General features: G+C 60.1%; 19 protein-coding genes. 7 read left to right on the top strand and 12 right to left on the bottom strand.

The window, feature by feature from the left end:
- Positions 1-362: 362 nt before the first annotated feature.
- Positions 363-2,342: an APC family permease gene (locus AC1DEY_RS12785; protein WP_476868246.1), complete on the bottom strand. Its 1,980-nt coding sequence runs from the start codon at positions 2,340-2,342 to the stop codon at positions 363-365.
- 597 nt (positions 2,343-2,939) lie between these two features.
- Between AC1DEY_RS12785 and AC1DEY_RS12780 the strand changes: the two genes are divergently transcribed.
- From AC1DEY_RS12780 to AC1DEY_RS12770, 3 genes are all read left to right on the top strand, one after another.
- Entirely contained in the window at positions 2,940-3,098 is a 159-nt protein-coding gene (locus AC1DEY_RS12780) for a hypothetical protein (RefSeq protein WP_476868245.1), read from the top strand.
- Positions 3,095-3,178: a hypothetical protein gene (locus AC1DEY_RS12775; protein WP_476868304.1), complete on the top strand. Its 84-nt coding sequence runs from the start codon at positions 3,095-3,097 to the stop codon at positions 3,176-3,178. Before AC1DEY_RS12780 ends, AC1DEY_RS12775 begins: the two co-directional genes overlap by 4 nt.
- A gap of 1,011 nt (positions 3,179-4,189) precedes the next feature.
- Complete coding sequence (locus AC1DEY_RS12770) at positions 4,190-5,215, top strand: DUF4192 domain-containing protein (protein ID WP_476868244.1); 1,026 nt, start codon at positions 4,190-4,192, stop codon at positions 5,213-5,215.
- A 200-nt stretch (positions 5,216-5,415) separates the two neighbouring features.
- Here the strand turns inward: AC1DEY_RS12770 and AC1DEY_RS12765 are convergent, their stop codons facing one another.
- Entirely contained in the window at positions 5,416-5,859 is a 444-nt protein-coding gene (locus tag AC1DEY_RS12765) for an SDR family NAD(P)-dependent oxidoreductase (protein WP_476868303.1), read from the bottom strand.
- 273 nt (positions 5,860-6,132) lie between these two features.
- Between AC1DEY_RS12765 and AC1DEY_RS12760 the strand changes: the two genes are divergently transcribed.
- Complete coding sequence (locus tag AC1DEY_RS12760; protein WP_476868243.1) at positions 6,133-6,699, top strand: recombinase family protein; 567 nt, start codon at positions 6,133-6,135, stop codon at positions 6,697-6,699.
- Between the two features lie 200 nt (positions 6,700-6,899).
- Here the strand turns inward: AC1DEY_RS12760 and AC1DEY_RS12755 are convergent, their stop codons facing one another.
- The 9 genes from AC1DEY_RS12755 to AC1DEY_RS12715 form a co-directional block, all read right to left on the bottom strand.
- A complete protein-coding gene (locus AC1DEY_RS12755) occupies positions 6,900-7,415 on the bottom strand; it encodes a winged helix-turn-helix transcriptional regulator (RefSeq protein WP_476868302.1) in 516 nt (171 codons plus the stop codon).
- A 608-nt stretch (positions 7,416-8,023) separates the two neighbouring features.
- Positions 8,024-8,884 (bottom strand): formyltetrahydrofolate deformylase, encoded by an 861-nt coding sequence (gene purU / locus AC1DEY_RS12750; RefSeq protein ID WP_476868242.1) that lies wholly within the window; start codon positions 8,882-8,884, stop codon positions 8,024-8,026.
- A 131-nt stretch (positions 8,885-9,015) separates the two neighbouring features.
- Complete coding sequence (locus AC1DEY_RS12745; RefSeq protein ID WP_476868241.1) at positions 9,016-10,377, bottom strand: hypothetical protein; 1,362 nt, start codon at positions 10,375-10,377, stop codon at positions 9,016-9,018.
- 99 nt (positions 10,378-10,476) lie between these two features.
- Complete coding sequence (locus tag AC1DEY_RS12740; RefSeq protein ID WP_476868240.1) at positions 10,477-11,415, bottom strand: NAD(P)H-binding protein; 939 nt, start codon at positions 11,413-11,415, stop codon at positions 10,477-10,479.
- Between the two features lie 208 nt (positions 11,416-11,623).
- Positions 11,624-11,878, bottom strand: coding sequence for a hypothetical protein (locus AC1DEY_RS12735; RefSeq protein WP_476868239.1), 255 nt, complete (start codon positions 11,876-11,878; stop codon positions 11,624-11,626).
- 65 nt (positions 11,879-11,943) lie between these two features.
- Positions 11,944-13,152, bottom strand: coding sequence for a VOC family protein (locus AC1DEY_RS12730; RefSeq protein ID WP_476868238.1), 1,209 nt, complete (start codon positions 13,150-13,152; stop codon positions 11,944-11,946).
- A 74-nt stretch (positions 13,153-13,226) separates the two neighbouring features.
- Positions 13,227-14,237, bottom strand: coding sequence for a fumarylacetoacetate hydrolase family protein (locus tag AC1DEY_RS12725; RefSeq protein ID WP_476868237.1), 1,011 nt, complete (start codon positions 14,235-14,237; stop codon positions 13,227-13,229).
- Between the two features lie 92 nt (positions 14,238-14,329).
- A complete protein-coding gene (locus AC1DEY_RS12720) occupies positions 14,330-14,704 on the bottom strand; it encodes a nuclear transport factor 2 family protein (RefSeq protein ID WP_476868236.1) in 375 nt (124 codons plus the stop codon).
- Between the two features lie 66 nt (positions 14,705-14,770).
- Positions 14,771-16,249, bottom strand: a complete 1,479-nt coding sequence (locus AC1DEY_RS12715) for an aldehyde dehydrogenase (RefSeq protein ID WP_476868235.1) — start codon at positions 16,247-16,249, stop codon at positions 14,771-14,773.
- Positions 16,250-16,954: 705 nt separating this feature from the next.
- Between AC1DEY_RS12715 and AC1DEY_RS12710 the strand changes: the two genes are divergently transcribed.
- The 3 genes from AC1DEY_RS12710 to AC1DEY_RS12700 all read left to right on the top strand — a co-directional run bounded on the left by AC1DEY_RS12710 (position 16,955) and on the right by AC1DEY_RS12700 (position 22,950).
- Positions 16,955-19,405 carry a LuxR C-terminal-related transcriptional regulator gene (locus tag AC1DEY_RS12710; protein WP_476868234.1) on the top strand — a complete coding sequence of 817 codons (2,451 nt, stop codon included), beginning with the start codon at positions 16,955-16,957 and terminating at the stop codon, positions 19,403-19,405.
- 337 nt (positions 19,406-19,742) lie between these two features.
- Positions 19,743-20,930 carry an oxidoreductase gene (locus tag AC1DEY_RS12705; protein ID WP_476868233.1) on the top strand — a complete coding sequence of 396 codons (1,188 nt, stop codon included), beginning with the start codon at positions 19,743-19,745 and terminating at the stop codon, positions 20,928-20,930.
- A 616-nt stretch (positions 20,931-21,546) separates the two neighbouring features.
- A complete protein-coding gene (locus AC1DEY_RS12700) occupies positions 21,547-22,950 on the top strand; it encodes an MFS transporter (protein ID WP_476868301.1) in 1,404 nt (467 codons plus the stop codon).
- 232 nt (positions 22,951-23,182) lie between these two features.
- Here AC1DEY_RS12700 and AC1DEY_RS12695 read toward each other — a convergent pair whose 3' ends face one another.
- On the bottom strand, positions 23,183-24,421 hold the full coding sequence (locus AC1DEY_RS12695) for an NAD(P)/FAD-dependent oxidoreductase (protein WP_476868232.1): 1,239 nt from the start codon (positions 24,419-24,421) through the stop codon (positions 23,183-23,185).
- Positions 24,422-24,427 lie beyond the last annotated feature (6 nt).

Here is a 24,427-nt window from a genome sequence, read left to right as displayed (position 1 = left end):
TGAATCCAATAACGGGGTCCTGTTCCGGGACAAGGAGCGGGGGGAATCCGCCTTGCCAGACGCGGGACCGCGAACGTACCGGGCTCGCTCGAGCTCTTCTCTTTCAAGAGATCGCCCGCGTCGCTAGTAAGACGCGGGGGTCAAGGACGCCGCACGGCCGCCGTCACACTCGGCGGGAATGCGTGGCGGGCAGCCTGCCTGGACAGGCCACCTACCGCGCCAGTGACAGAACGAAGTCCGCAATGCATAGGGTCCCATGAGGGGCCCCTACGAGTGGCGCTGGACCAAGCCCGCTCGCCGGCATCGACTATTCCCCGGCCACGCATCCCCACCGAATGACGGCAGTTAGCCTGGACAACCGCTTATCCGACGTGGATGCGTGGCCTGCGGGCGGGATCGGGTTCGTGTTTCCGCAGGATCTCGCGCACCACGGGCGGCGTGTCGCCGCGGCCCAGGAGGAGGTAGCGCATCAGGTGGGCCAAAGGGCTGCCTTCCGACCACTCGAAATAGGCGTGCGGAATGACCCCTGTGGTGTCCCGTAGTGCCAGGAGGATGGCGGCGATGGCGTTGGGCGCTGCCGGGCTTTCGGCGCGCAATATCCGGAAGCCGTTCACTTCGACCCCTTTGACGTCGAGCGCGCCGCCGAAGTTGGACGGATCGATGATGTCGATCTCGACAAAGATGATGTCCGCGGTTCCGGGGACTGCGTTCTGGCCGCGCTGGTCCTGTTCCTTCTCCGCGTATTCCTGAACGTCCCCGGCCTGGCGGCGGTTGGCGATCAGGTCCAGCGCGCCGTCATAGTCCAGAGAGTCCGCGATGAAGCGTCGGGCATTGTCGTCGAACCGGATCACGTCGGCCCGGAGCTCGGTCGTCCGTGCGACGCGGGAGACCAAGGAAATAGCCACAATGCCGAGGATGAAAAAGGTGGAGATGGTGAGTCCGTCCGGCTTTTCAATGATGTTGGCGACCAACGCGTAGAGCAGGATCAGGCAAAGCAGCGCGAAGGCGAGGGTTGCCCGGCGTTGCCGGCGCCGGTGGGCGGAGATGGTCACTGCGACTGAGCCGGAGACCATCATGGCCAGGACCCCGGTGGCGTATGCACCGGCCTGCGCGTTGACGTCGGCGTGGAAGGCAATGGTGATCAGGATGCAGACGGCCGTGTAGACGAGCACCACGGGCCGGACCGCCCGGCCCCATTCGGGGGCCATACCGTAAGAGGGAAGGTAACGCGGAACGATGTTGATCAGCCCTGCCATGGCGGAGGCACCGGCGAACCAGAGGATCAGGATGCTGCTGACGTCATAGACGGTCCCGAAGGTGCTGCCCAGCATCTCGTGGGCGAGATACGCCAGGGCGCGTCCGTTGGCCTGGCCTCCGGGCTCAAACTCTTGTGCGGGGATCAGCACCGTGGTGACGAAACTGCTGCCAAGGAGGTACACGCTCATGATGGCCGCCGCTGCCGTCAGCAGCTTACGGGTGTTCTTGATCCGGGAGGCGAGGCGTTCCTCAGGGGTCTTGCCTTGGGCCGCGACCAGCGGCATCATGCTGACGCCGGTCTCGAAGCCGGACAGCCCAAGGACGAGCAGCGGGAAGGCAATCAACGCCGGTCCCAGGATGGCTCCGGGGCCACCCAGTGCGGACAGGTCCCCGGTCCAGGCCGCCAGGGCGGCAGGGTCATTGACCACCCTGATCAATCCGGCACCGATGACAACGGCGTTCAGGAACAGGAACACGGCCACCAGGGGGATGGCAACTACTACGGCCTCGCTGAAGCCGAGAAGGAAGACACCGCCCAAAATCAACAGCAGCGCCACCGTGATTGGCACGGCCTGACCGTGCAGAAAACCGGGCAGGTACGGATTTTCCAGCATGTGCACCGTGGCATCCGCCGAAGAGAGGGTGATGGTGATGATCCAGGAGGTGGCCACGAACCCGAGCAGGATCAGGACGAAAATTTTTCCGCGCCAGAACGGCAGGAGATGTTCCAGCATCGCCACCGACCCCTGGCCGTGCGGGCTCTCTTCGGCGACCCTGCGATACATCGGCAGCATACCCAGGAGAGTGAGGGCCACAATCAGCAGCGTGGCGAGCGGTGACAACGCCCCGGCCGCCAAGGCAGCTATCGCCGGAAGGTAAGACAGCGTGGAGAAGTAATCCACCCCTGTCAGGCACATGACCTTCCACCAGGCCTGGGGGCGGCCCTGGTCCTCATGCGCTTCGGGTCCGACGACGGGCTGGACCCGGTCCTCCAGCAGCCATTTAGTCAACCTGCTACTGGTCCGCGTCTCCGGTCCCTGCCTCCTGACTTCCGCCGGAATGGCGTCACGACCTGTACCGCTCATGTGCCTCTTCCCCATTCCACTACTGGGTCCACGGCTCCAACATCCCACAAACGCCGTCCGCAACATAGCTGCCGCCGTACAACCAGGAGCCCAAGGACCGCGGCGGTGGGCCAGTGGCAAGGACCTCGAAGTCCCGTTTCCCGCAGCCGGCGGCAATCCAGATCGTCGGGTAGACCCCGTAAGACGCCCTCTGGCCAAGGCTGCGCATCGATCAGCGTCCGGATCGCAGACTCTTCCGGCCTGAAATGTTGGTCTCGGCGGGGCCGGTCTGGGAGGTTTCCCCTCAAGCCGGGCAGCGCTTGTTGAGAGGCGCCGGGTTCCCGGCCGCGAGCCGTCTGCGGGTCACGGAGCGTGCCCTTCTTCGCGCTCAATGGATCTTCATCGAAGCGTACCCATGCGCAATAGGCGGGCTGCTTAGCCCATGCTGTTCCGAGGCTGGCGGTCTATCTGTCCGCACTTTGTGTCGAAACGATCGATCCTGAGACAACACCGCGGGGCCCTCACTGGCGCTGCGAGAATCCGATACAGATACTGGAAACCTGGATTCGCGTATAGCCGGCCCGAAACTGTCCCGCTCAGGTTGGACAATCCAGACAGTTGCACCTGGCCGCGCAAATCATCGGCTACGCCCGGGTCTCCCCCAACGAACAAGACCTGGCAAAGCAGCTCAATCCGCTTACGGGTCTGGGCGTCCCCGAGGGCCTGATCAATGGTGACCGCGGCGTGACCGGAAGGAACGGGAACGGCCGGGACTGAACGAAGCCCTGGCGGCTGTCCGGGCCGGCGGTACCCTGGTCGTCACCGAACTCGATCGGTTCATCTCATCGAGGAATTGACGGAGTTTCCCAGGGGTTCCGGCTGCCGACAGAGATGACCATGAGGATTTGATCCCAAGCCACCGCAAGTCATGCAGTTCCAGKCGCTCCCGGCCATGAAGGRGTACACAGCAACACCGCTGTCCAGGTCMAGAGAAGGAGCCGCCAGACCGCAACGGCCGCCAACAAAAATGGGCCCCCGYAGGGGCCCATAAAGRAGATTTGTACACAYTCAGCGGCTCRCAAGCCCCTGAACAGGGAAAACAYGTGCCCGAGGTGGGACTCGAACTGCATTCCCGCCCTTGCGAACACTGGAAACTCTAGGAMCATGCGGAATTCGAAGCAGTCCGAGGGCTGTTCGACCCAGTCAGGGGCGAAGGGTGTTGACATTGTCAACAGGCTGGTTTTCACCGCTTGAAACTTCTTCGGACAACGGGTCGGCTACAACCGAGAGGGCGGTCGCCGTTGATCCTAACAGGGGCCTAGCCAGAGAGCCCGACCGCCGGAACTGATATGAGCGCAGGAATACGGGAGCTRTTCCGGTCCGCAGTGCGTTCCCGTGGACGCGTTCGATCGCCTTTGCTAAATGTCTCCGTCATCGGCGCATTAGTTGCCGTTTTCTCTGCTTTGGGCGTCATCAGACGCACACAATTTAGGGCTTCTTATCGGACCCGTTGACCTGCACGGCGAGCGCCCGACTTCACGTACTTGAGGGCCGGCCAGGAGTCATGCAGTCTGCCGATTGCCCGGCGATGGATAAGCAAACGCATCACCTCTGCCTGTCATTCTGCTATGTCCCATGATCGCTGGGCGGTTCCTCCGCGCAACCGGGGCGCTACTGCGCCGACCCCGGGCGACCGAAAACTTCCAGAACGAAGGACACACGCTCCACCAGGAAGTTTTCGGCCCCCAGGGCCGGTCCCCCAAGTTGCACTCCGGCCCCTCAGCCCAGCGGATGGTCCCCTACCAGAACGGCACCCACGACCAACCGCAGAAAACACAACAACGCACGGGTAAGGGGAATTACGGATCATGGAAAAGCTCACCATCAAAACACCATCAGATGTCCTCAGCTTCATCGGGCACACCCTCGGCTTCTGGCCCCAGGAAAGCCTTGTCTGCATYACCCTGAACGACAACAGCATCGGCGCAACCCTCCGCATCGACCTCCCCCGCCAGACGGGCCAGGAACTCGCCTATGCACGCACCGTCGCCCACTACCTCACCAGCGACACCACCGCCGCRTCCATCCTCTTTGCCGTCTACACCAGCGAACCCTGTAGGCTCGGGTCAGCCAAACCCCACGCCGCCACCATCGCCGCACTCACCGGGGTCCTCGCAGAACAAGGCATCACAATCCGGGACGGACTCTTGGTCGGAGACACAGCTTTCTCCCCGTACGACGGCGAACCAGGCACCAGCCTCGCCCTACCCGTCAGCTCCACCCAAACCAGCGCCATCAACGCAGAATTCATCTACCGCGGCAGCTTCATCGAACCCACCGATCGCATAACCYTCCCAACCACCAGCCAGGCAGAAGCCAAGGCCACCGCCGTCGAACACCACATGGAAACCATCAGGTCCCAACAGTCTGAGACGGCGCTGCAGGAAGGCAGGAGGCTCTGGGCCGACATGCTCGATTCCAAGACTTTCCCGAGCGACGACGACTGCCACGCCCTGGTTGCAAACCTGCAGTTCCCCACTATCCGCGACCGACTCATCGCAGACATCCCAGGCGTGGACGAACCCATGCAGCACGTCCTGTTCGCCCAGACCGAYACAGCCCCACAATGGTCACGCATCGAATGGGCCCAGCAACTACTCCTCCACGCCTACACCCGCACCAGCGCAGAACACGCAGCACCCGTCCTCACCGCCATCGGCTACATCAACTGGTGGGAAGGCAAAGGCAGCAAAGCCCACCAATTCCTCCAACTAGCCCTCGACACCGACCCCGCCTACCGCCTCAGCGACCAAATGATCGGCTCCGGCCTCGTCGCCGGCTGGAACATGAACCGGGAAACTGCATATAAAACACTGCCCTTTGACATGACATGAGTCAAAAGGCCAAACCCGGATTCCAAAACGGGTCCTCCACTCCGCAGCCGACTGTTGAAGCCCGTGGTGCCGTATCCGAGCCGCAGATCACCTGACGCATGTCAGGGCGTTTTTGGTTGACGGAAGATCCACTATCGACTCTTCTGAACGAGCGGGGATTGCACCAGAACAGGGGCTGAGGTCGTCGTGGAAGGTTGCGCTCAGATGGTTTGCCCTGCGTCGGCTAGGAGGGTGCTTCCGGTCATGATGGTGGACAGATCGCTCGCGCAGAAGAGGACAATCCGCGCGATGTCGTCCGGGGTCCCGACGCGGCCGATGAGGCTGTTGGTCATCACCGCCATGGTCTGGCTCGATTCTTCCGTTGACGGGTGCCCCGCCGCGGCGGCCATGTTGCCTTCGGTGGGTACAAAGGTGGGTGCGACGCCGAGKACACGGATTCCGAGGGGTGCGAATTCGAGCGCCATCTGCTTCGTCATGCCGCGGACGGCGTGCTTGGATCCGACGTAGGCCGAGAGGCCTGGGGCTGTCCCTGTGAATCCGGCAGTGGAGACGATGTTGATGATAACCCCGCCGCGGTTGCCGCCGGCCATGCGCCGTGCGGCTTCGCGGGATCCGTTGAAGCCGAAAGCTCGTCCCTTCGATATCCAGCCACTGTGGACGAATTCACCGAGGATAAGACTGTCCTATGGATAACCATCGGAAGTGCACGCCGCGCCTTCGACTATCGCGAAGGGGTCGTCGTAGTGCCTGCCTGACATAGGCCGTACCCGTGGAACACGCAACTTCGCCGCAAATCTACGGATGTCTCTGACGTCAGGTTGGTACACGCCAACCTGACAAAATTCGAGGCTAATCTTGACTTCTTTCTGAGACGAGCCTAGAACTCAACCTGACGGGTTCAGGGTTGGAGGCAATCGGTGGCCGGACAGCGGATCGGGTACGTGCGCGTCAGCACTGTGGACCAGAACGAGAAACGCCCGCTCGAAGGCCAGGTTCTGGACCGGATCTTCACTGACAAAGCCTCCGGCCGGGTCACGGCCAGGCCCCAGCTCACCGAGCTATTGCGGTTTGCCCGGGACGGGGACACCGTAGTGGTGCACAGCATGGACCGGCTCGCCCGCAACCTCGATGACCTACGTGGCCTCGTTCAAGGCCTCACCCGCAAAGGCGTACGGGTGGAGTTCGTCAAGGAGAGCCTGGTCTTCACCGGCGAGGACTCCCCCATGGCCAACCTCATGCTCTCCGTWATGGGAGCCTTCGCCGAATTTGAACGCTCCCTCATCAGGGAACGCCAGCGGGAAGGCATCGCCCTGACCAAACAGCGCGGCGCCTACAAAGGGCGGAAAAAGACCCTCACTTCGGAASGGGCCGCGGAACTGGTCCAGCGCGCTGGCACTGGTGTTCCGAAAGCCCTCCTTGCCCGTGACTACGGGATCAGCAGGGAGACCGTCTACCAGTATGTGCGCCACGCCAAGCTGGAGTGAGCCGGCCTCGCTATGCCACATCGGGACTTCACCGGAGCTTGACGGAATCCTCATTATCGGCTCCTTAGAAGGGCAGGGGAAGGAGCTCCAGAAGGGGCTTCTGAACTATGCTTCTGCAGTTCCGGTTCGGACCATCAGACGGGGGCCGCAACGAGATGTCCCTCGTTGGGTAGAGCCWKCTGTTATGTCATCAAGCGACTCTAAGCTTCGACTKGTAAYTCCCCGAATGCTGCGTTGGAAGCTTCAATTTCCGCGGCGTGTTGGTCTATCCAATCGATAAGCGACAGGAGCCTGTCGGATAAACCTCGGCCAAGGACGGTCAATGAGTACTCCACGTGCCTACGTTCGTCGTCGATAACATCGCGTGCGATAAGGCCGTCTCGCTCTAGCATTCTGAGGTTGAGTGTGAGCATTCGTTGTGAAATGGGATGAGACGGATCTAGGGCCGCTAGCAATTTCCGCARTGTAGAAGGACGGTAAGGACCTGTGCGAGTTATCATCAAAAGCCAGTTGCGCCAATAATTGCCTACATGGTCCACCACGCTCACGAKGGGATTGCTGCGGGTAGAATCGTAACGGGCAAGTTGGCGGCAGAAATATCTGAAGTTCTCGGCTTCGGTTGGATTAAGATGGCCCTCCCCCAGGGAGATCAGAACCTCTCGAACTCGCGACAGAGCGGGGGCGCCCCACGTTTCTTCGCCATTCGCTGACGGCATTATGCGGATGGAGTCGTTCCCGGAGCTTTCGGCCGCTTGCTGATCCGGTCCAGGCACTGACTGCCGTAGTGGTGACATGTCATAGGTAGTCACCATCTGGGTGAACACCGTCGCTGGAACACGGCCGGGAAACGTGCCCGGTCGGTCCTCCGCCTTCTCCCAGCCTAGGCGAAGTAGATAACTCCCGGGCTCATTTACACTTTGAAAGAGCTCTGCCGTTTGACATTTGGCAGACGCGAGCAGCAGGGGTCTGGTCGCGGCGAAGGAAGTATCTACAYTGCCTAAGTTTTCATGGCGGACGTGAAATTCAACGTTTTCATAAATCATTGTCGCCTCTCAGCAAGGAGTCAGTCCCGTCGAGGATGCCTGCCACGCGCCCATTTAAGGAATCTCCCTACTCGTCTAGGGGACTATGTGCGCGGTCGTAACCAGGAAGCGTTGGCTTTACCACTTTGTTTCCCGCTCCCCAACATCGCCAGGGCTTTAAGTTCCAGTTAACTTCGGTCCCAGGAGTGTGCCGAAAATTAATTAGCGACACACTCCTCGGGAACTCAGTCATTTGATTGGCGCGAATTTCGTTCGTTCTGTCCGCACGAAGGCTATCGGGATCAGAAGACCACGGTGTGGTTACCATGCCGGAGTATGCGGTCGTCGCAGTGCCATGCGACAGCCCTGGTGAGCACACGCCGTTCGACGTCAGCGCCCTTTCTCATCAGCTCTTGAGCGGAATCCGCATGGTCAACACGGATAGCGTCCTGCTCGATGATGGGTCCCTCATCGAGATCAGCCGTGACGTAGTGCGCAGTTGCACCGATCATCTTCACTCCCCGGTCTTTCGCCTTCTGATAGGGCCCTGCCCCGATGAAGGCCGGAAGGAAGGAATGATGAATGTTGATCAGCGGGACTCCGACTTCTTGAAGAAAATTGTCGGAGATGATCTGCATGTACCGGGCTAGCACTATGAGGTCGACGTTTCCGCGAAGTAGTTCCAGTTGCGTCCGCTCCATGGCGCTCTTATCCTGGGCGTTCGAAGGAACGTGCACAAATGGGATCCCGAAGTAGCGAACGTCCTCGGCAAGGTCTGAGTGGTTCGAGATAACCATCGCAATGTCAATCTGGAGTTCACCTCGTCGTTGCTTCCACAGCAGGTCAAGGAGGCAATGGTCGGTCTTGGATACGAAAATCGCGACGCGTTTTCGTTGTGCGGCGCTGGTCAGCTGCCATTCCGCGGTGTAGGGCGCCTCAATTTTCGCTTGTATCTGTTCCTCCAGCTCGGCGCGCCTGGCGCCGAAGTGTTCCAGGTGGAACTCGGTGCGTTGGAAGAATACTCCGCCGGTCGGGTCGGTGGAGTGCTGGTCCAGGGAGACGATGTTCGCCCCGAAGTCCGACAGGATACTGCTGACGGCGCTGACTATTCCAGGTCGATCGGGGCACTGTATCAGGAGACGTCCAACCGTCTCCTTTTTCACGAAAGTTGCGTCAGACGTTGATCGGGCCTCGGGCTGGCGACTGATGGGCAAGGTTTTCATTGTTTTGCTCTTACCTTCTGTGCAGCGGGTAACTGCTAGGGTTTGTTGTTTGGAAGCCGGGGTACCTTGTTCTACTCATGGACAGGCACGCTGGCCGGAATTGCGTCGATGTCGTAGTCCTTGTTGGTCGGCAGGTCGAGGTATGGGAAGCGTTCGACCGTTGCACGGATGGGTTTGATCCGGGATCCGTGGTCGCCCCAGTGCACGATGACTTCATTGCCGATGTGTGCTTSGTCAAGGTCCAGGGTCGTGTGCGAGATCATTTCGCGGTAGTAGTACGAATAGACTGCCAGCGATGAGACTCCCACGGGCTTACCGTCTTTGGTGACGAGGTCAGCGTGCCCCCCTGCRGGGGATTGGGGTGTTGTTGGGAACTCGAAGTGTTTGTACTCTTCCCCGACCTCAAATTGGGAGGCGAAAACATCGAGGATRTCTTCTTTGTTCCACTTGAGCACCACGGTTTTGCGCTGGGGATTCGCCGACTCGGCCTCCAAGGCTTCACGGCCGATGAAATCGTGATCGAACTTGGCCATCCAGCCCCAGTTCACTTCATATGGAGTCCTCAGCCGCGCCCTCATATCCAAAGGACTGAGGCTGCCTGGCAGACCTCCGGGGGTATTTGAAACCGGTGTTCCGGCACCGAATACGGGGTGGGCGATAAATGCGGGATCGGCATAGGCGGCCGGTAAGAAGGTGCACCCTTGCTGTGGGAACCCTCCTTCTGTGTGGTTGACGACGTAGGTCCGCCAGCCAAGGCGCTTGAGTCCGAAATCCTTACCCGCTTGGTAGACGGCGTCGAAGATGGCCGGGCCGTGCTCGAGTGGGCCCCTCAATTCATAGGCAAGGGTGCCGGACATTCCGATTCGAGACAGCTCGATTTCCACGGCCTCATCTATGCCAGGGACGCTGACTTTTTTGACGTCCAGAAAGTTGAGGCTTCGTACCTGGTCGCCCAGAAGCCGTTCCAGAACCTGCAGCGACGTGGGGCCGGCAACTTGGAACAGGAAGATGTTCCTGAGGCTGATATCGACGTCGATACCCAGATCAGGAGCCTTGAACATGGGCCAGGGCATGGAAGCGAATTGGCGGAAGGACTCCTCGCTGTCCCGGACTGTGAGGGCGTGATTGGCGATGCATCCGTTTTCATCGAGCATGACAAGGTGCTTTGAGGTGCCGATCGGCCACTTGTACACGTTGTTGATGCTGAGGCGTGAAAGGAACTCCTGGGCGTGGGGGCCACTGAAAGTGATTTCGGGGAGGCCGCTGAGGTTGGATGCAATGTAGGCGCCCTTTTTCCATGACAGCGATTCAGCCTTCCACCCGTCCCCTTCCCAGATGTGCAGGCTCCCCAGGACATTCAGATAGGTTGGAACGTCCGGGTATGCCGGCACGTCGTTGACGGCTACGCCTTGCGTTCCGTTGGTGTCTCCCATGATGAAACTTCTTTCTGTATTTTGAGCGGTCGGCCTGGCGCGTAGCCTGTTGTTGTCGGGCCCGCCCTGATTGTTGGGGGTACTAGCGGGAAATCGCTCTTAGACCGGTTCTTCGATGAGGTCGTAGCGCGTTGACTTCACGCGCTCCATGACTGACCGCAGGGTCTCAGGCTCCTGACCTGTAATCTGCTTCACGTGCTGGGACAGGACGGCCTGATAGCCCTGGGCAACTGCCATGTCTGCTGTCACGAGTTCGTCGCTGGCCCAAAGGTGACCGTCTGGATTTAGGGGCATATTCGGATCGTAGGTTCGAGGCATCCCTATGGAGTCGAAAAACGCCTGTCGCTCTTCCGGGGTGACCGGCGTATATGCGATCGGGGCGTCGTAGATTTCCGCTCCGATACGGGCAATGTCTTCGTAGTTCAGCAGCTGGGGCCCCGTGATTTCATAGACAGCTCCTTCATGTTCCTGGGGGTCCTGAAGTACGGCGGCCGCTGCCCTTGCCACATCTGCTTTTGCTGCGGGAGCGAGGCTGCCGAAGCCGGTGGCCATTTCCAGCCGGCCGGACGCCGCCGCCGGTGCGATTTGGATGCTGCTGACAATTTCCGAGTACAGCGCGTTGCGGAGAAAAGTGAATTTCAAGCCGGATKCGCGCAGGTCTAGTTCAGTTTGGTAGTGGTCCTTGGCCGACATCGCTGGATTATTGGGTTGGACACCGCTCACCGAGGTGTAGACGATGTGGCGGATACCGGCCCGCTGCGCTGCGGCGATGGCATTGCGGTGCTCTGCGATTCTGCGGCCCAGGTTGAGCCCGCTGATGAGAAACAGCGTCTCAGCGCCGAGATAGGCTGCGTCGAGTGATTCGCGGTCCTGATATTCCCCCTGCAGGACACGAATGCCCTGCGCTGCCCGATCGGACAGCTTCCCAGGCGTGCGGGTGACGAGAGTGAGGTCTTCGTGCGCTGTGTTCTTCAATAGCAGCTTCGTGACGCGGCGGCCCAGGTCTCCTGAGGCTCCGCTAATGACTATCCGGCTCATGCCGTTCCTTTCAAAGGCACCTTGGACGGCCCGCCAAGGTGGAAGTTTTTCGAAATTTTCAGGGTCCTCCTCCGCTGTAAAAAGCGGTCGGGGAAGCCTGTCCTGCAGGTTTGGGACTGCTATCCGGGCGGTGTCAGGGGACTGTGCTCACAAGGCCCAGTCTCCTGACKCCGGGATAGCGGTGGACGGCTACCCGAGTTCAAGGCGTCTACGGGTRGAGCTGGTATGAAGTCATGCGATAGCTGGCTTCGCCGCTCAGCTGTTGCGGTTCGACCCAAACGGAGTAGCCTTCGGCCGCCTCGTACATCGTCCGCGGATTGATGCCGTCGGCCGCGAGCCAGACGATTGAGGAGTCTGGCATGGCATCGTCAACGACGCCATGCCTGACAAGTTGCTGCTGGCGGCGGACTTCGACGTGTGCCCCGATGAGCCGCTTCCAGTCTGGATAGTGTTCCAAGATCACACCTTCCTGCCGCAGGTTTTCAGCCGCGCCTTGCTGGCGCAGCARCGCAAGGATGCCTTGAAGGCCTATCCGAGGGGTCCCCAGAACGTCTCTCCCGCGTATGTGTCGGATAACGGCTCCAGTGCCTCGGGCCAATTGTCTGGGTCCACGGTCCGCCGTTGGGCCRCCGGCTTGGCCTGGCCGTCCCATCCAATCTGTTCCATGTAGTAGTACAGCTGCATGGCATGCCCGTCCGGATCGACTGCATGGATGACGTAGTCGATGCCCGGGTGGACTTCCTGTGGCAGGTCAATGAGTTTCACTCCGCGCTCTTCGAGAAAAGTTCGCGCTGCTCGGAGCTGTTCGTAGGAGCCTAGCTGGATGCCGAAGGCCAGCAAGGTGCTATGTTCGCTGACCCCCAACACCTTGCGGAGTTCCAGCGGAAATAAACCGAGGCTGTGGTGTTCCGTGTTGGCGCGCAGGAACACGACCCGGTGTCCCTCGACGGTGGTCTCTTCGCTTTTGACCAGGCCCAGCCGCTCTGTATAGAACCGCTCAGCAGCCGCCACGTCTTCAACGAAGATGCTGACAGGGCCGATGCGAACGGGTTTGAACGGACGAGAAAGCAGGACGCCGCCGACGTCAAAGGTCTTGGGCAGYTCGTCCATCCAGCGGTRGCCGGAAGTCAGATCGACTCCGTCAGATTCAGCGGCAACCAGCTCGGTTGCCTCCGAGCTGGTTGGCAGTGAGGGGTGCTCGTTGGCCCAGGGCCACAGGACTTCAGGTTTGCTACGACCGTCCCAGCCGACCTGTTCGATCCCGTATTCCAGTTCATTGGTATGTCCGGTGGGATCGGGAAAGTATGTGTGCCAGTTGGAACCCGGGTCACGACCGTACCGCTCAATTTTGTTGCCCAACGACTCGAGCCACAGGCGGGCCTCGACAACTTCGCGGAGACTCCCTACCTGCCAGGTGATCTGGTTGATGGTGAGGTCGCCACGTGCCGGAGAGTCCATGTGCTCAACCCAGGGCCGCGGCATCAGGACGAACGTGTGGTGATCGCTGTTGTGGCGCAGGAAATAGATGTTCGTGTCAGACAGACCGTCCAGCCACACTCCCGGGTCGTACTTCTGAAGGTCGAGGGCATCCGCCTGATAAAACCCCAGGAGCTCGGTGTAGTACGAGAGCGAGGCGCCGGTGTCCTCCACGCTGATGCCGAAGTGGTTGAGACGGCGGATTTTGAATGGTCGGTCGTAGAGGACGCCGCCGACCGAATGTTGTTTCTTCTGGGTCATTTCTTGTCTTYCTTCATCTGTAGGGGTCACGTCGGCTTGCCTGCGCGTGCCGGCACTTCGCGTGAACTGAAGATTTAGTTGGCCGCCTTGACGACCTGGTTCCGGAGAGTCCCGATGAGGCTTGAGGACACTTCGACTACGTCGCCCGGCTTTACGAACAGTGTTTCCGGGTGAGATCCGTCCGGCTGCTGTTGGCTGGAATCGATAGCTGTCCCCTTCGGCGTGCCGCTGCTGACAAGATCACCGGGATACAGTGTGGTGTCCGCCGACAAATGCTGGATAAACGCAGCGAAATCGTGCACCATCGATTTCGTATTGCCGCTCTGCCTGATCTCGCCGTTGACACGGCACTCGATCGGGATGTTCTGAGGGTCGAGCTCTTCCCCCACCACAATCCAAGGACCAATGGTGGCGGAGGTATCAAAATTCTTTGAGTGCATGAAGTCGGGACCGAAAGAGACGTTGTCTCGGACTGACCAGTCATTGTGCAGGGTGTAACCCCAGATATACGGGAGGGCATCATTACTGCGGATGTCCCGCCCGCGCTTGCCAATTATGATGGCAACTTCCGCCTCGTAATCCAGGCGCTTTGTCCGCTCGGGATAGCGTACTTCTTGTCCGTCAGCGGAAACCGCGCGGTGATCCTTGAGGAAGTACTTCGGCCCGCCCTTGACAAGACGCTCCAGGACTTCAGAAGTGTCTCCGGCCGAGCTGTTTTTGCTCGCCGCTTCCATGTGGTCGTAAAAGTTCGCCAAGGCGCAGAAAATACGGGCCTCCTTGGCGACCGGGGGGTGAAGTTCCACCTCGCCCAACTTGAAGCAGAGCTGCTCGCCCAGCAGACCGCGGTCGTCCTCTGCTGCGGACCATAGATACTCCACGGCGGTTTGTGCTTCCTCAAGGGCCCGCGTTCCCTCCGAGATGAAAGCACTTAGCTCATGCGGGACCACAAGGTCGGCTTGTGCCTGCGCCCGCGCCGCCCCGGTTGTCTCTGCAAGATACTTTGCATAGGTGGCATTGACATCGACCACGGATTCGCTCCGTATGATGCCAACTTTGCGTTCAGGGCCGAAAATTGCGACCTTCATGTGTTCTCCTCATCAATGTTGCTGAAACTGCTTTGGAAGGTATCGGCAGCTGGACCTGCTGGTTTCCAGTGAAAGCGTGTGTCCGCCTCCGGTTACTGGGCCGGGTCCACTCCCACCTTGTCGAACAGGMTGGCGTCGGTGGGGGTGAGGCTGTAAATGGTCAAAGTCTGGATCTTGCCGTCTTTAATCGTGAAAAAATCGCCGAGTTTGAGAGGAACCCCGTTCGCATCCAGCTCTATTTCGACAGCGACGTGGTCGCCGTTCACCACTGGCGGCCGTGGGCTTGGCGTCATCGCCCCTGGAGCTAGTCCGTTTTCGTACATCGTCTTTATTGCGTCTGCGCCCCGGATGGTTCCTTTGGCGTTGATCAGCAGGGCATCAGGTGCAAACAGTGCTGCAACGGCGCTGGCGTCCCCGGCTTTCACTCCCGCAAAGTAGGCGTCGACAACTYTGGTCGGATTTGTCATCAAGATTCGAACTCCCTTAGTGGACCTTGTGCCCGTAGCGCACGACAGGTATTTGATGGATGCTGTTCAGGCAGACAGGTACTTGGAAGAGCCATAGATCGATTTGTATTCGAGGTAGGCGTTGATCCCTTCCGGGCCCAGCTCCCGGCCAATGCCGGAGTCTTTGAATCCACCGAAGGGGGCACCGAGGTCAAGGGTGTAGTAATTCAGGCCGATCGTCCCGGTGCGCACCCTTCGTGCGACCGACAACGCCCGATCTTCGTCGGCGCTCCACACTGACCCGCCGAGGCCATAGTTGCTGTCATTGGCCATTCGCACGGCATCCTCGTCATCATCGAACGGGATGAGCGCCATAACCGGCCCAAAGACTTCCTCCCGAGCGAGACGGTCATTGTTGTCAACGTCGGCGAACACGGTGGGCTGGACAAACCAACCTCGGTCCAACGCGGCCGGGCGCCCGCCGCCAGCAACGAGCCGAGCAGTGGAACTTTTCGCTGTTTCGATATGGCCCAAAACCCGTTCGAGGTGCCCTTGGGTGGCCATCGGGCCCATTGTTACGGATGGATCAAGAGGGTTCCCGAGCTTGTACGAGTCGGCRAAACTGGCAACGGCATCCACAACCTCCTCATACCGGGAACGCGCGATCAGGATGCGGGATTGGGTGGTGCACGTCTGGCTGTTGTTCAGGAAMGAGGCATTGTCCAGCCCGGACAGGAAGGTCTCGATACTGCCGTCCTCGAGGAAAACGGCTGCCGATTTTCCACCGAGTTCGAGTGTGCAGCGGCGGATAAGGCGTCCGCATTCYGCGCCGATGATCCTGCCCGCTTCGGTTGATCCGGTGAATGCGATCTTGTCAACGAGTGGGTGTGAAACGAGTGCGGCGCCGGCATCACGATCGCCGAGGACAATGTTGAGCACCCCGTCGGGCAGTCCTGCCTCCCGGGCGGCCTCAGCAAATACATAAGAGTCCAGCGCGGTTTCCGGGGATGGTTTGAGAACGACAGTGCAGCCGGCGGCCAGGGCAGGGGCAATCTTGAACATCGCCAATGCCTGCGGGAAGTTCCAGGGTGCTATGGCACCGACCACGCCCACTGGTTCGCGACGGACGATTGTTGAACCTGCCTGGCTTGGACGTACCTCTTCCAAAGGGAGGGCTTCTATTACATCGGCATAGATTCTCAGAAGGGCGGAGGGGGCACCGCCATTGAGCATCTGCGACAACCCGATGGGCATGCCGTTTTCCCTGCTGACGAGCTTTGACGTATCAGTGGCACGGCGTTCGAGCGCCTCGGCAAATTTGCGRAGCGTTGCGGCCCGTTCGGCGGCGGTTGACCTGCCCCAGGGACCGTTATCGAGGGCACCCCGCGCAGCCTTTACGGCCGCATCAATATCGGCTTCCGAGCCTAACGCTGCGGCACCGATGACCTCGCCTGTGGCCGCCTCTATCTGGTGCTGGATGCGGACAGTGCTGGGTTCGGCCCACTCTCCGTTGATGAAGAAGCGCATTCGATCGACTTCATTTGGTCGCTCAATAGTGACTGACATGGGTTCTCCTAGCTCGTAGAAAAATTTGGGGACAAAGCGGTCCGAGGAATTAGATGGCGGCACGAGCAGCGGCTTCGGTCGTTTTACGTGGATCGGGCCGGTCCTGTTGTTCGCGCTGCTGTCGCCGGACGTGGGGACGCCTAACCAGTTCGCGGATGATGAACACATCGCACAAGTGCCCCGATGCGGGAGACATTTATAGGTGATCGATAATTCRAGGTTCAGCGCTCACGCGACTCCGACCAGGGGCCTKCAAGGATCTCTCCCTGTTCATGTCTTCGGCGCGAACTGGCTTCGAGTGCATTGGCCATGGACGTCGTCGCTGTCATGATCAGCCGGCGACGTCCCGGAACTGAGCTCAGCGATAAGCCGAGTGCCTGCCACAACCTTCAGGCACTTCCGCAGCATGGGAATGTGCTCCGTAGGGCCAGACGTGTGCTGCATGACAGTAACCCGTGGTTACCTGGTGAGAGCGGGTTGCATCTTTCCCGCAATGTGCCCGTGCTGTGTGGCATACCGCCGCTGGGAGGTGTACTCGGCGTGGGCATTGGCGCTTAAGGGTCCCTATGTGTTTCATCAGTCTTTCCATCGAGGCCGCTGTTGCATCCTTGCAACTGCTTCCAGTGTGGTCTTTTTCGGTGGAGCAGAAACGGGTCAGATGACCCCATCTGATACCTGTATTGTTTTGTGCATCACAGGAGGAACATGAGTACCGACGCACTTGTCGGCCGTTCACACGACGGCCATCATCTGACGAGCTTCATCGGACGGCGTCGCGAGCTAACTGAAGCCCGTGAGCTGATGTCACGCTCCCGGCTTCTGACTCTGGCGGGTCCTGGYGGCGTCGGTAAGACGCGTCTGGCGCTGGAGYTGGTTTCTCGGGTCCGCAAGGCATTCAGCGATGGTGTCTTCATCGTGGAGCTCGCCGAGGTGGAGGACGGCGCAATGGTTGGAYCTCACATAGCCGCTGCACTGCGGCTGCCGGACCAGTCCAACCGGTCATCCCTGCAGAGGATCGCAGACTATGTCCAGGACCGGCATCTCCTTCTCGTTCTCGATAACTGCGAGCATCTACTCGATGCAGTGTCCGTCCTGGCCGCCCGACTCCTTGATCGAGCTGCGAGATTGAGGATTGTGGCCACGAGCCGGGAGCCTCTGGGCATCTTCGGGGAGCAGGTCTACAACGTGCCTCCTCTTGCAGCTCCCGTCCATACAGCCGCGGAAGGTATGACAATCGAGTCCTTCGACGCTGTCCGCCTGCTCATAGACCGGGCTCGTAGCGTGGATCCTACCTTCGAAGTTACCGAGRCTAATCGGCTGGCTGTGGCACAACTGTGCCAGAGACTGGACGGGATCCCTTTGGCGATCGAACTTGCAGCGACCCGGCTGCGTTCAGTGTCAGTTGTTCAACTCATCGAGCGGCTTGACAAGCGGTTCGATATTCTGACTGGCGGCAGCCGCGCGGCATTACCAAGGCAGCAGACCCTCAGGGCACTGATCGATTGGAGCCACGAACTCTGCAGTTCAGATGAGCGGCTGCTGTGGGCGCGCCTCTCAGTCTTCCCGGGCGGCTTCGAGGTAGAGGCTGCCGAAGAGGTTTGCGGGTTTGGCCAGCTGACACGCGAAGGCGTGCTCGATCTGATTGACCACCTTGTCGCTAAGTCGCTTGTCGTCGCCGAGAACGTTTACGGCACCCAAACAGGAGGCAGCGTCCGGGTTCGGTACCGCCAGCTCATGACCTTCCGCGAGTATGGTGCTGAGCTTCTCGAATCAGTCGGGGAGTCCACGGACATGCGGCGCCGCCAGCGTGACCACTACCTGACCCGGGCGGCTGCCACAGTGAAGAATTGGTGCGGCCCGCACCAGGCCGAACGACTGATGGCGGCGCGGCGTGACCATCCGAACCTTGTGTCTGCGCTGGAGTGGTCGGCCTCGACTCCGGGGGAGGAACGCGCGGGGCTGCACCTCGCCGCCCTGCTCAGGTACCACTGGACGGCCGGCGGGAACCTTGCCGAGGGCAGGCGATGGCTGGACCGCCTACTTAAGTTAGCAACCGAACCGAGCCCTGAACGAGGAGCCGCACTGTGGGTTGGAGCCTGGATCTGCMTCGTGCAGGGTGACAGGGAACAAGCGCGGGAGCATGTTGCCGAATGCCGGCTGATCGCAGAGAGCCTCAACGACAGGGCACTGGCGGCCCATGCAGATCATTGGGAGGCCCTTTGTGAGGTATTCGACGATCACTTGGACCGCGCCATGGGGCTTTTTACCGCAGCTGTCGGCGTTCACCGCCAAGTGGGCGATACGGCGTCGGCCCTCTACGCCTTATTTCTGCTGGCTTGGACTCAAATGTACGCCGGTCGCACCGGGGATGCCCTGGCCACCTGCCGGGAGGTCTTGAAGGTAAGCGATAGTTACGGAGAACGATGGGCCCATGCCTACGCTGATGCCGTGATGGGGCTGTGCCAGTGGCACGTTGGGGAACTGGATGCGGCGAGGCAATCACAGATCGCAGCACTCGAAATACAACGAGACTTCCCCGACGGCCTTTGCATCGCTCTGACAATTGAACAAATGTCCTGGACAGCTGCCTCGGGCGGACACTACGAATCCGCAGCCGTTCTCTACCATGCAGCCCGGGCCGTATGGAGTGGGATAGGAACCACTATCTCGGCGTTCGGCCCTCTGGAGAAGGACTTCGAGCAGATGGCGACCAAGGTGCGACGCGAGCTCGGGGAAAGGGAATTCAAGGTCCTCACTGCCCGCCCTGAACCCTCTCAGGAGCAAGCCATCGAGCTTGCACTAGGCGCAGCCCGCACAGGGTACGCCTCGACAGGTACCCCACAGCCCGGCCTCACGAAAGTAAGTACCAAGCGCCGTAACGGCACGGCTGAGACCCCAGACGGCTATGGGAAGCATGGAGGTACCGCGCTCACTCAGCGAGAAGCTCAAATCGCCGGCCTGGTTTCCCAGGGGCTCAGCAATAAGGAGATCGCAGCCCAACTCGTGGTGTCACCCCGAACGGTTGGAGGGCATATTGAGCGTATTTTGGCGAAACTTGGTTTCAACTCACGCACTCAAATTGCATCGCTGATGTCTGGTCCGGCCGGGGCGGGACTGGTAGGCCGAAAGAATAGTTCATCACACGGCCAAACGTAGGTGCAGCGCGATTAAACGGAGCCCGTCTGTCTGACTCACGCGGGGTCCGGCACGCGATGGTGCTGGACCACCCCCAAGGTCTCCGTTACAAAGCAGTGTTTGCATTTGGCGGCCTAAAAACCGGCCTGTCCAGACATGCAGCCATGGGACGACCCGCCCCGCTGACCTGCAAGTAGAGGACATAACCTCCGGTAGGCGAGCAGAGGAACAGGGGTGGGAGCTGCTTCAAAAACAGTCTTGCATCGCATGGGAACAAAAATGTGCCTAATTGTGGACCAATGAAGCCGTGAGTAAAGTGTGAGGAATTCGAGCCACACTCAACGGAGAGGTGCCATAAATGTCAGAAAAATGTAATCCGGATCCACTATTCTCACCGTTACTGGTAAATAAGAAATGGATTCGTAATCGTTTTGTACTGCCAGCGATGCAACGGAAAACGCGTGATTATGCGCCGACCCTTGGCATGGCAGATACCCTGCGAAAGTGTGCCGAAGATGGCGCAGGTCTAATAATCGCCGAAGGGGCAGCACCAGATCATCCTGCGGCCTACTGGCAGCCCGTTTTCGGCATCATCGGCCAAGAGACCGCAGAGGGTTGGCGTCGCGTCGCGAAGGCCGTAACGGCAACAGGCGCGGTATTTCTTATGCAACTATGGCATCCCGGCGCTTTGCGGCTAGTAGTCGATGGAATCCCAAATCCTTTTCCGAATTACCCCTCACTAAGCCCCTCCGGCTTAGTTCAGGAGGGTCGCATTAACGGCTTAGCAATGACCAGTCAGGACCTCGAAGACACAAAGGCAGCATATGTGCAGAGCGCCATTATCGCCCAAGAGGTAGGAGCGGACGGCATCGAAGTCCATGGCGCCCACGGATACCTATTGGACCTCTTTCTTTGGCATGAAACGAATAAGCGCGAAGATGAATATGGCGGGGCGACCTTAGTCGAGCGCGCACGCTTTCCTGAGGAGATCGTAGCTGCCATTCGTGAGGCAACAGGGGCAGACTTCATAATTTCATTCCGGTTCTCACAGTGGAAGGAAGTGGACTACGGTGCCAGGATCGCTGATCATCCAGATGACCTCCGTCCATTCATCCAGCGCCTTGAGCGAGCCGGAGTGAACCTGTTCCACGTATCCACACGCCGGTTTGATGCCCCAGCATGGCCTGAATTAGACCCAGAGCGCAGCCTGGCTTCGTGGGTGAAGACCATGACTACCGTCCCGGTCATCGCCATCGGCAGTGTCGGCCTAAGTACGGATCTCGCCCAGGACATTTTCGATGATCAGGAACCCGAGCTTCAGGTCGAGCAGGACCTGGCTCGGGTCCGACGCGGCCTCACAGCAGCTGACTTCGACTTTATTGGCGTAGGCCGGGCGCAAATCGCGAATACTGACTTCGTTGCTCGCGTTCGTAACAACCAGTTGTCTGACCTCCGGAATTTTCGCAAGTATGTCGATCTCAGCGAAGCATATGAATCCTACGTGCACGAAGGTCAACTCGTGGACCAGTCGAGAAAGACCGTCTAAGGCAGAGCCGTTCGCGACGGCGAGCATCCTAAGCCGTGGCAACGTCTGAGCGTTCGTGATGGGTAACCACGAAGACCCGTTGCGCGTGCTTCATCCGAACTGACCGGTCTGCTCRGCCATGCAAATACCGGCACCGATGTGGTAGGCGCTCTCCCGAAGGGCTGCCTTCACAGGTCCGAGTCCAGMGCAGATATGGATAGCAGGGGCTTGGCTGACACAAGCACCGTTCAAGGACTATACCGACTATCTGCCGGCAAGCTTCAGRCTATCGCCGCTCATCGGATCACAGATCACACTGTCATCCCCGATCAAGTTTTCCGGACGCGAGCAGWAACGTCACCGCGCCGACAGAATCCGCGGCGGCAGCTGTTATCCCCTACCACATCACCGCCCAGTCCCGGCGGTTCTGGGAGACGCTAACTTCTTGAGCGACCAACTCCGTGGAGCAGGCAAAACTTCCGGACTTGAAGCTGGTGTTCCTAGAACAAGGGCATGCTCTCAGGGCGCTTGCCCACTCGTGGTGCCAATTTTTTCAGGTAGGTCCCGACATCACAATATTCAGCGGCTTGCTGCCGCACGCCGGATCCCCGGCATCACAAAGGAGTTTTATGTGAACATCTCAACCACAGATCCCAGCACAAGTTCTGAACAACATAAGATCGACGGCTGGCGTGCGACAAGGTTGATTTCTACCCTGATCGTGGCCACGGTGACCTTTCAGCTGACCGCCAGCATGGTCACGCCGGCACTTCCTCAGATGGCCGCCGCCTTCGGTGAGGGACCGGCCGGCGCGGCACCCCTTCAATCGATGTTCTTTCTCTCCGCCGCAATTGCAGTGCCCGTCATCGGACGTTGGAGCGACTTTATCGGTCGCCGTGCCGCCATGCTTGTAGCCCTCGGCACCGTTGTTGCCGGCACCATCCTGGGCATAGTGGCTCCGACGTTGCCCCTGCTCGTTATGGGAAGAATCCTGCAGGGAGCAGGCGGCGCCATGTTCACCCTGGCCTACATCGTCCTCAACGAAAACCTGAACGCGAGAGTCTTTGGGGTATCGCTGGGTATTGTGGCAGCGATCAGCGGTGGAGTCGGCGGTCTGGACGGCTTSGCCGGTGGACTCCTGACCGAAGCCCTCGGCTTCAGATCAATTTTCGTCGTGGTGCTGGTCGTGGCAGCAATCGCTGCCGTGTGCATCCTAAAGGTTGTCCCTCAAGGCCGGCCTCAAGGCGTGAGCGGCAGCATGGATTGGTCGGGTGCCGGCTCCCTCTCCGTGTTCCTGATATTCCTGACATATTTCGTTTCTGAAGGTTCCTCCGCGGGATGGACGTCTCCKATCTCACTGGCACTTCTTGTCGGAACAGTGGTCACTTTCGCGGCTTTCTGGGCTATAGAAAAGAGGCGCAGGCACCCCCTTATCGCCGTCCACTACCTGCGTTCCCGGCAGTTCTGGCCYGTTATCGCTACCAGCCTGCTCGCCCTCGCCGGCATGTTCGCCATGCTTAATTTCACCGTGGTGGTTCTTAGCCAGGACCTCCAACATGGCTTCGGACTAAATCCCTCCCTTGCGGCCTTGCTGTTCCTGGCCCCGCCAGCTCTGCTCGGCGTTTGCACTGCCCCCCTGGCCGGTTGGATCGCCGACCGCCGCGGGTGGCTCCTAACCCTGCGGCTCGGAGCAGGCTTCAGTCTGGCCTTCGGCATTGTCGCAGCGGCWTTCTCCGACAATCTCTTTGTGATTATTTTCGCTGTTGCCGCCCTTGGCATTTCCTACACAGGCTTTCTCTTTACAAGTCTTAACGGGCTCTCTGTCGTGTTGTCYCCCAGGGAGGCCCCCGCGGCACTGCCCGGCCTTAATGGTGCCAGTTTCGGCACTGGCGCCGGTCTCGGCGTCGTGCTTGTGCAACCATTCGCCGCCCAGGCGGCTTCCGTCGGCTATGCTCCCGCGTTGTGGGTTTCCGTCGGCATTGCRGCCGCAGCCTGCCTCGTCTCCTTCTTGGTGGCGGCACCCAACGGCGAAAAGCTCTGAGACCYWAGCCCGGGGGTTTCATGACGGGTCGCTGAGGCCCGATCCGACACCCAAAATGTGCACAATGTACACACCCCCGAAAWCAGCCAGTTCAACTCATTGCGGCCACGAGCGGCGCCCACATCACAGGGGCGCGGCACTTCTTTGTGCTGACAAAATTCKTCTCCCYTGAAATCGGGATCATCACCATGATCACGGGGGGATTTGTCGGGGCGGAGACGGGTAATCCCTGTCAGGCGACTACTGGGACTAACTGGGTGCTTGCGACAGCCTTCAGGGTGAACCCCTCGGTTTCTGCCTGGTCGYGGGTGATGCCCGTGCCGGCGGCGAGTAGTTTGCGGGCGGCCATATGGTCCGCGGGCGCGTTGACCGATTCCACAGCCGTGAGGACGCCGTCCCTGAAGCAGAGGACGGAGAACTTAGCTGCCGCCTGATCACCCAGGACCAGCGTGTCGTCATCGGGTCGTGCGAGCCCTGCCATCTGCAGCCGGTATGGGCCCTGTGTGGACCAGAACCAAGGCAGCTCCGTGTACGGGTGGTTAGCCCCTAGGACCGTGCGTGCGGCATGACGGGCCTGATCGGTGGCATTCTGGACCGACTCCAGACGCAGACGGACCTGGGCGTGTGCGCTGGGGAAACTGGCGCAGTCGCCGATCGCCAGAACGGCAGGGTCCGCTGTGCGCAGCGTTTCATCGACAACGATGCCGTTGCTGGTTTCGAGGCCGGCGTCCGAGGCCAGGGTGTCGTTGGGCTGAACGCCGATGCCCACGAGGACCAGATCAGCAGGATAGGAAGCCCCTGTGGTGGACACTGCGGCTCCGACGCGGCCATCCGCGCCGGGCTCGAAGCGGTCAATGCCTTCGCCGAGGCGCAGGTCGACGCCTTGTGAACGGTGGGCGGCTGCGAACCACTCACCCATGACGGGGGTCAGTGCACGTCCCATCGGGCGAGGCGCGAATTCCAGTACGGTCACGTCGCATCCGTGGGCCAGGGCGGCGGCGGCGAATTCCAGTCCGATGAATCCGGCACCGATGATGACGATATTGCGGGCGGTGGGCAGCGCCGTGTGCAGCGCTTCTGCATCTGTCAGGGTTTTCAGTCCATGGATGCCGGACAGGGATGCGCCCGGGCAGTTCAGCATCCTGTTTCGGGCACCGGTCGCGAAGACGAGGTGGTCGTAGTCGAGTGAACCTTCGGTGAGCTTGACCTTCCGTTCCGCCCGGTCGATGGCGAGTGCCTGGGCGCCTTCATGGAGTGTGACGTTCTTGTCCACGAAAAAGGAAGCTCCGCGCAGCGGCAAGGGAGCCGGCTCCTGGCCCGGGGCCAGGTAGTCCTTGGACAGCGGCGGGCGCTGGTAGGGCAGTCCGGATTCCTCGGCGATCACATGGATCTCGCCCCCGTACCCCTCGGTCCGCAATGTATCGGCGACCTGTAGGCCGGCCTGTCCGCCGCCAATGATGACAACGCTCATGTCATT

This window comes from Arthrobacter sp. 05T47 (assembly GCF_056395825.1).
This window is presented reverse-complemented; position numbering and strand designations above follow the sequence as displayed.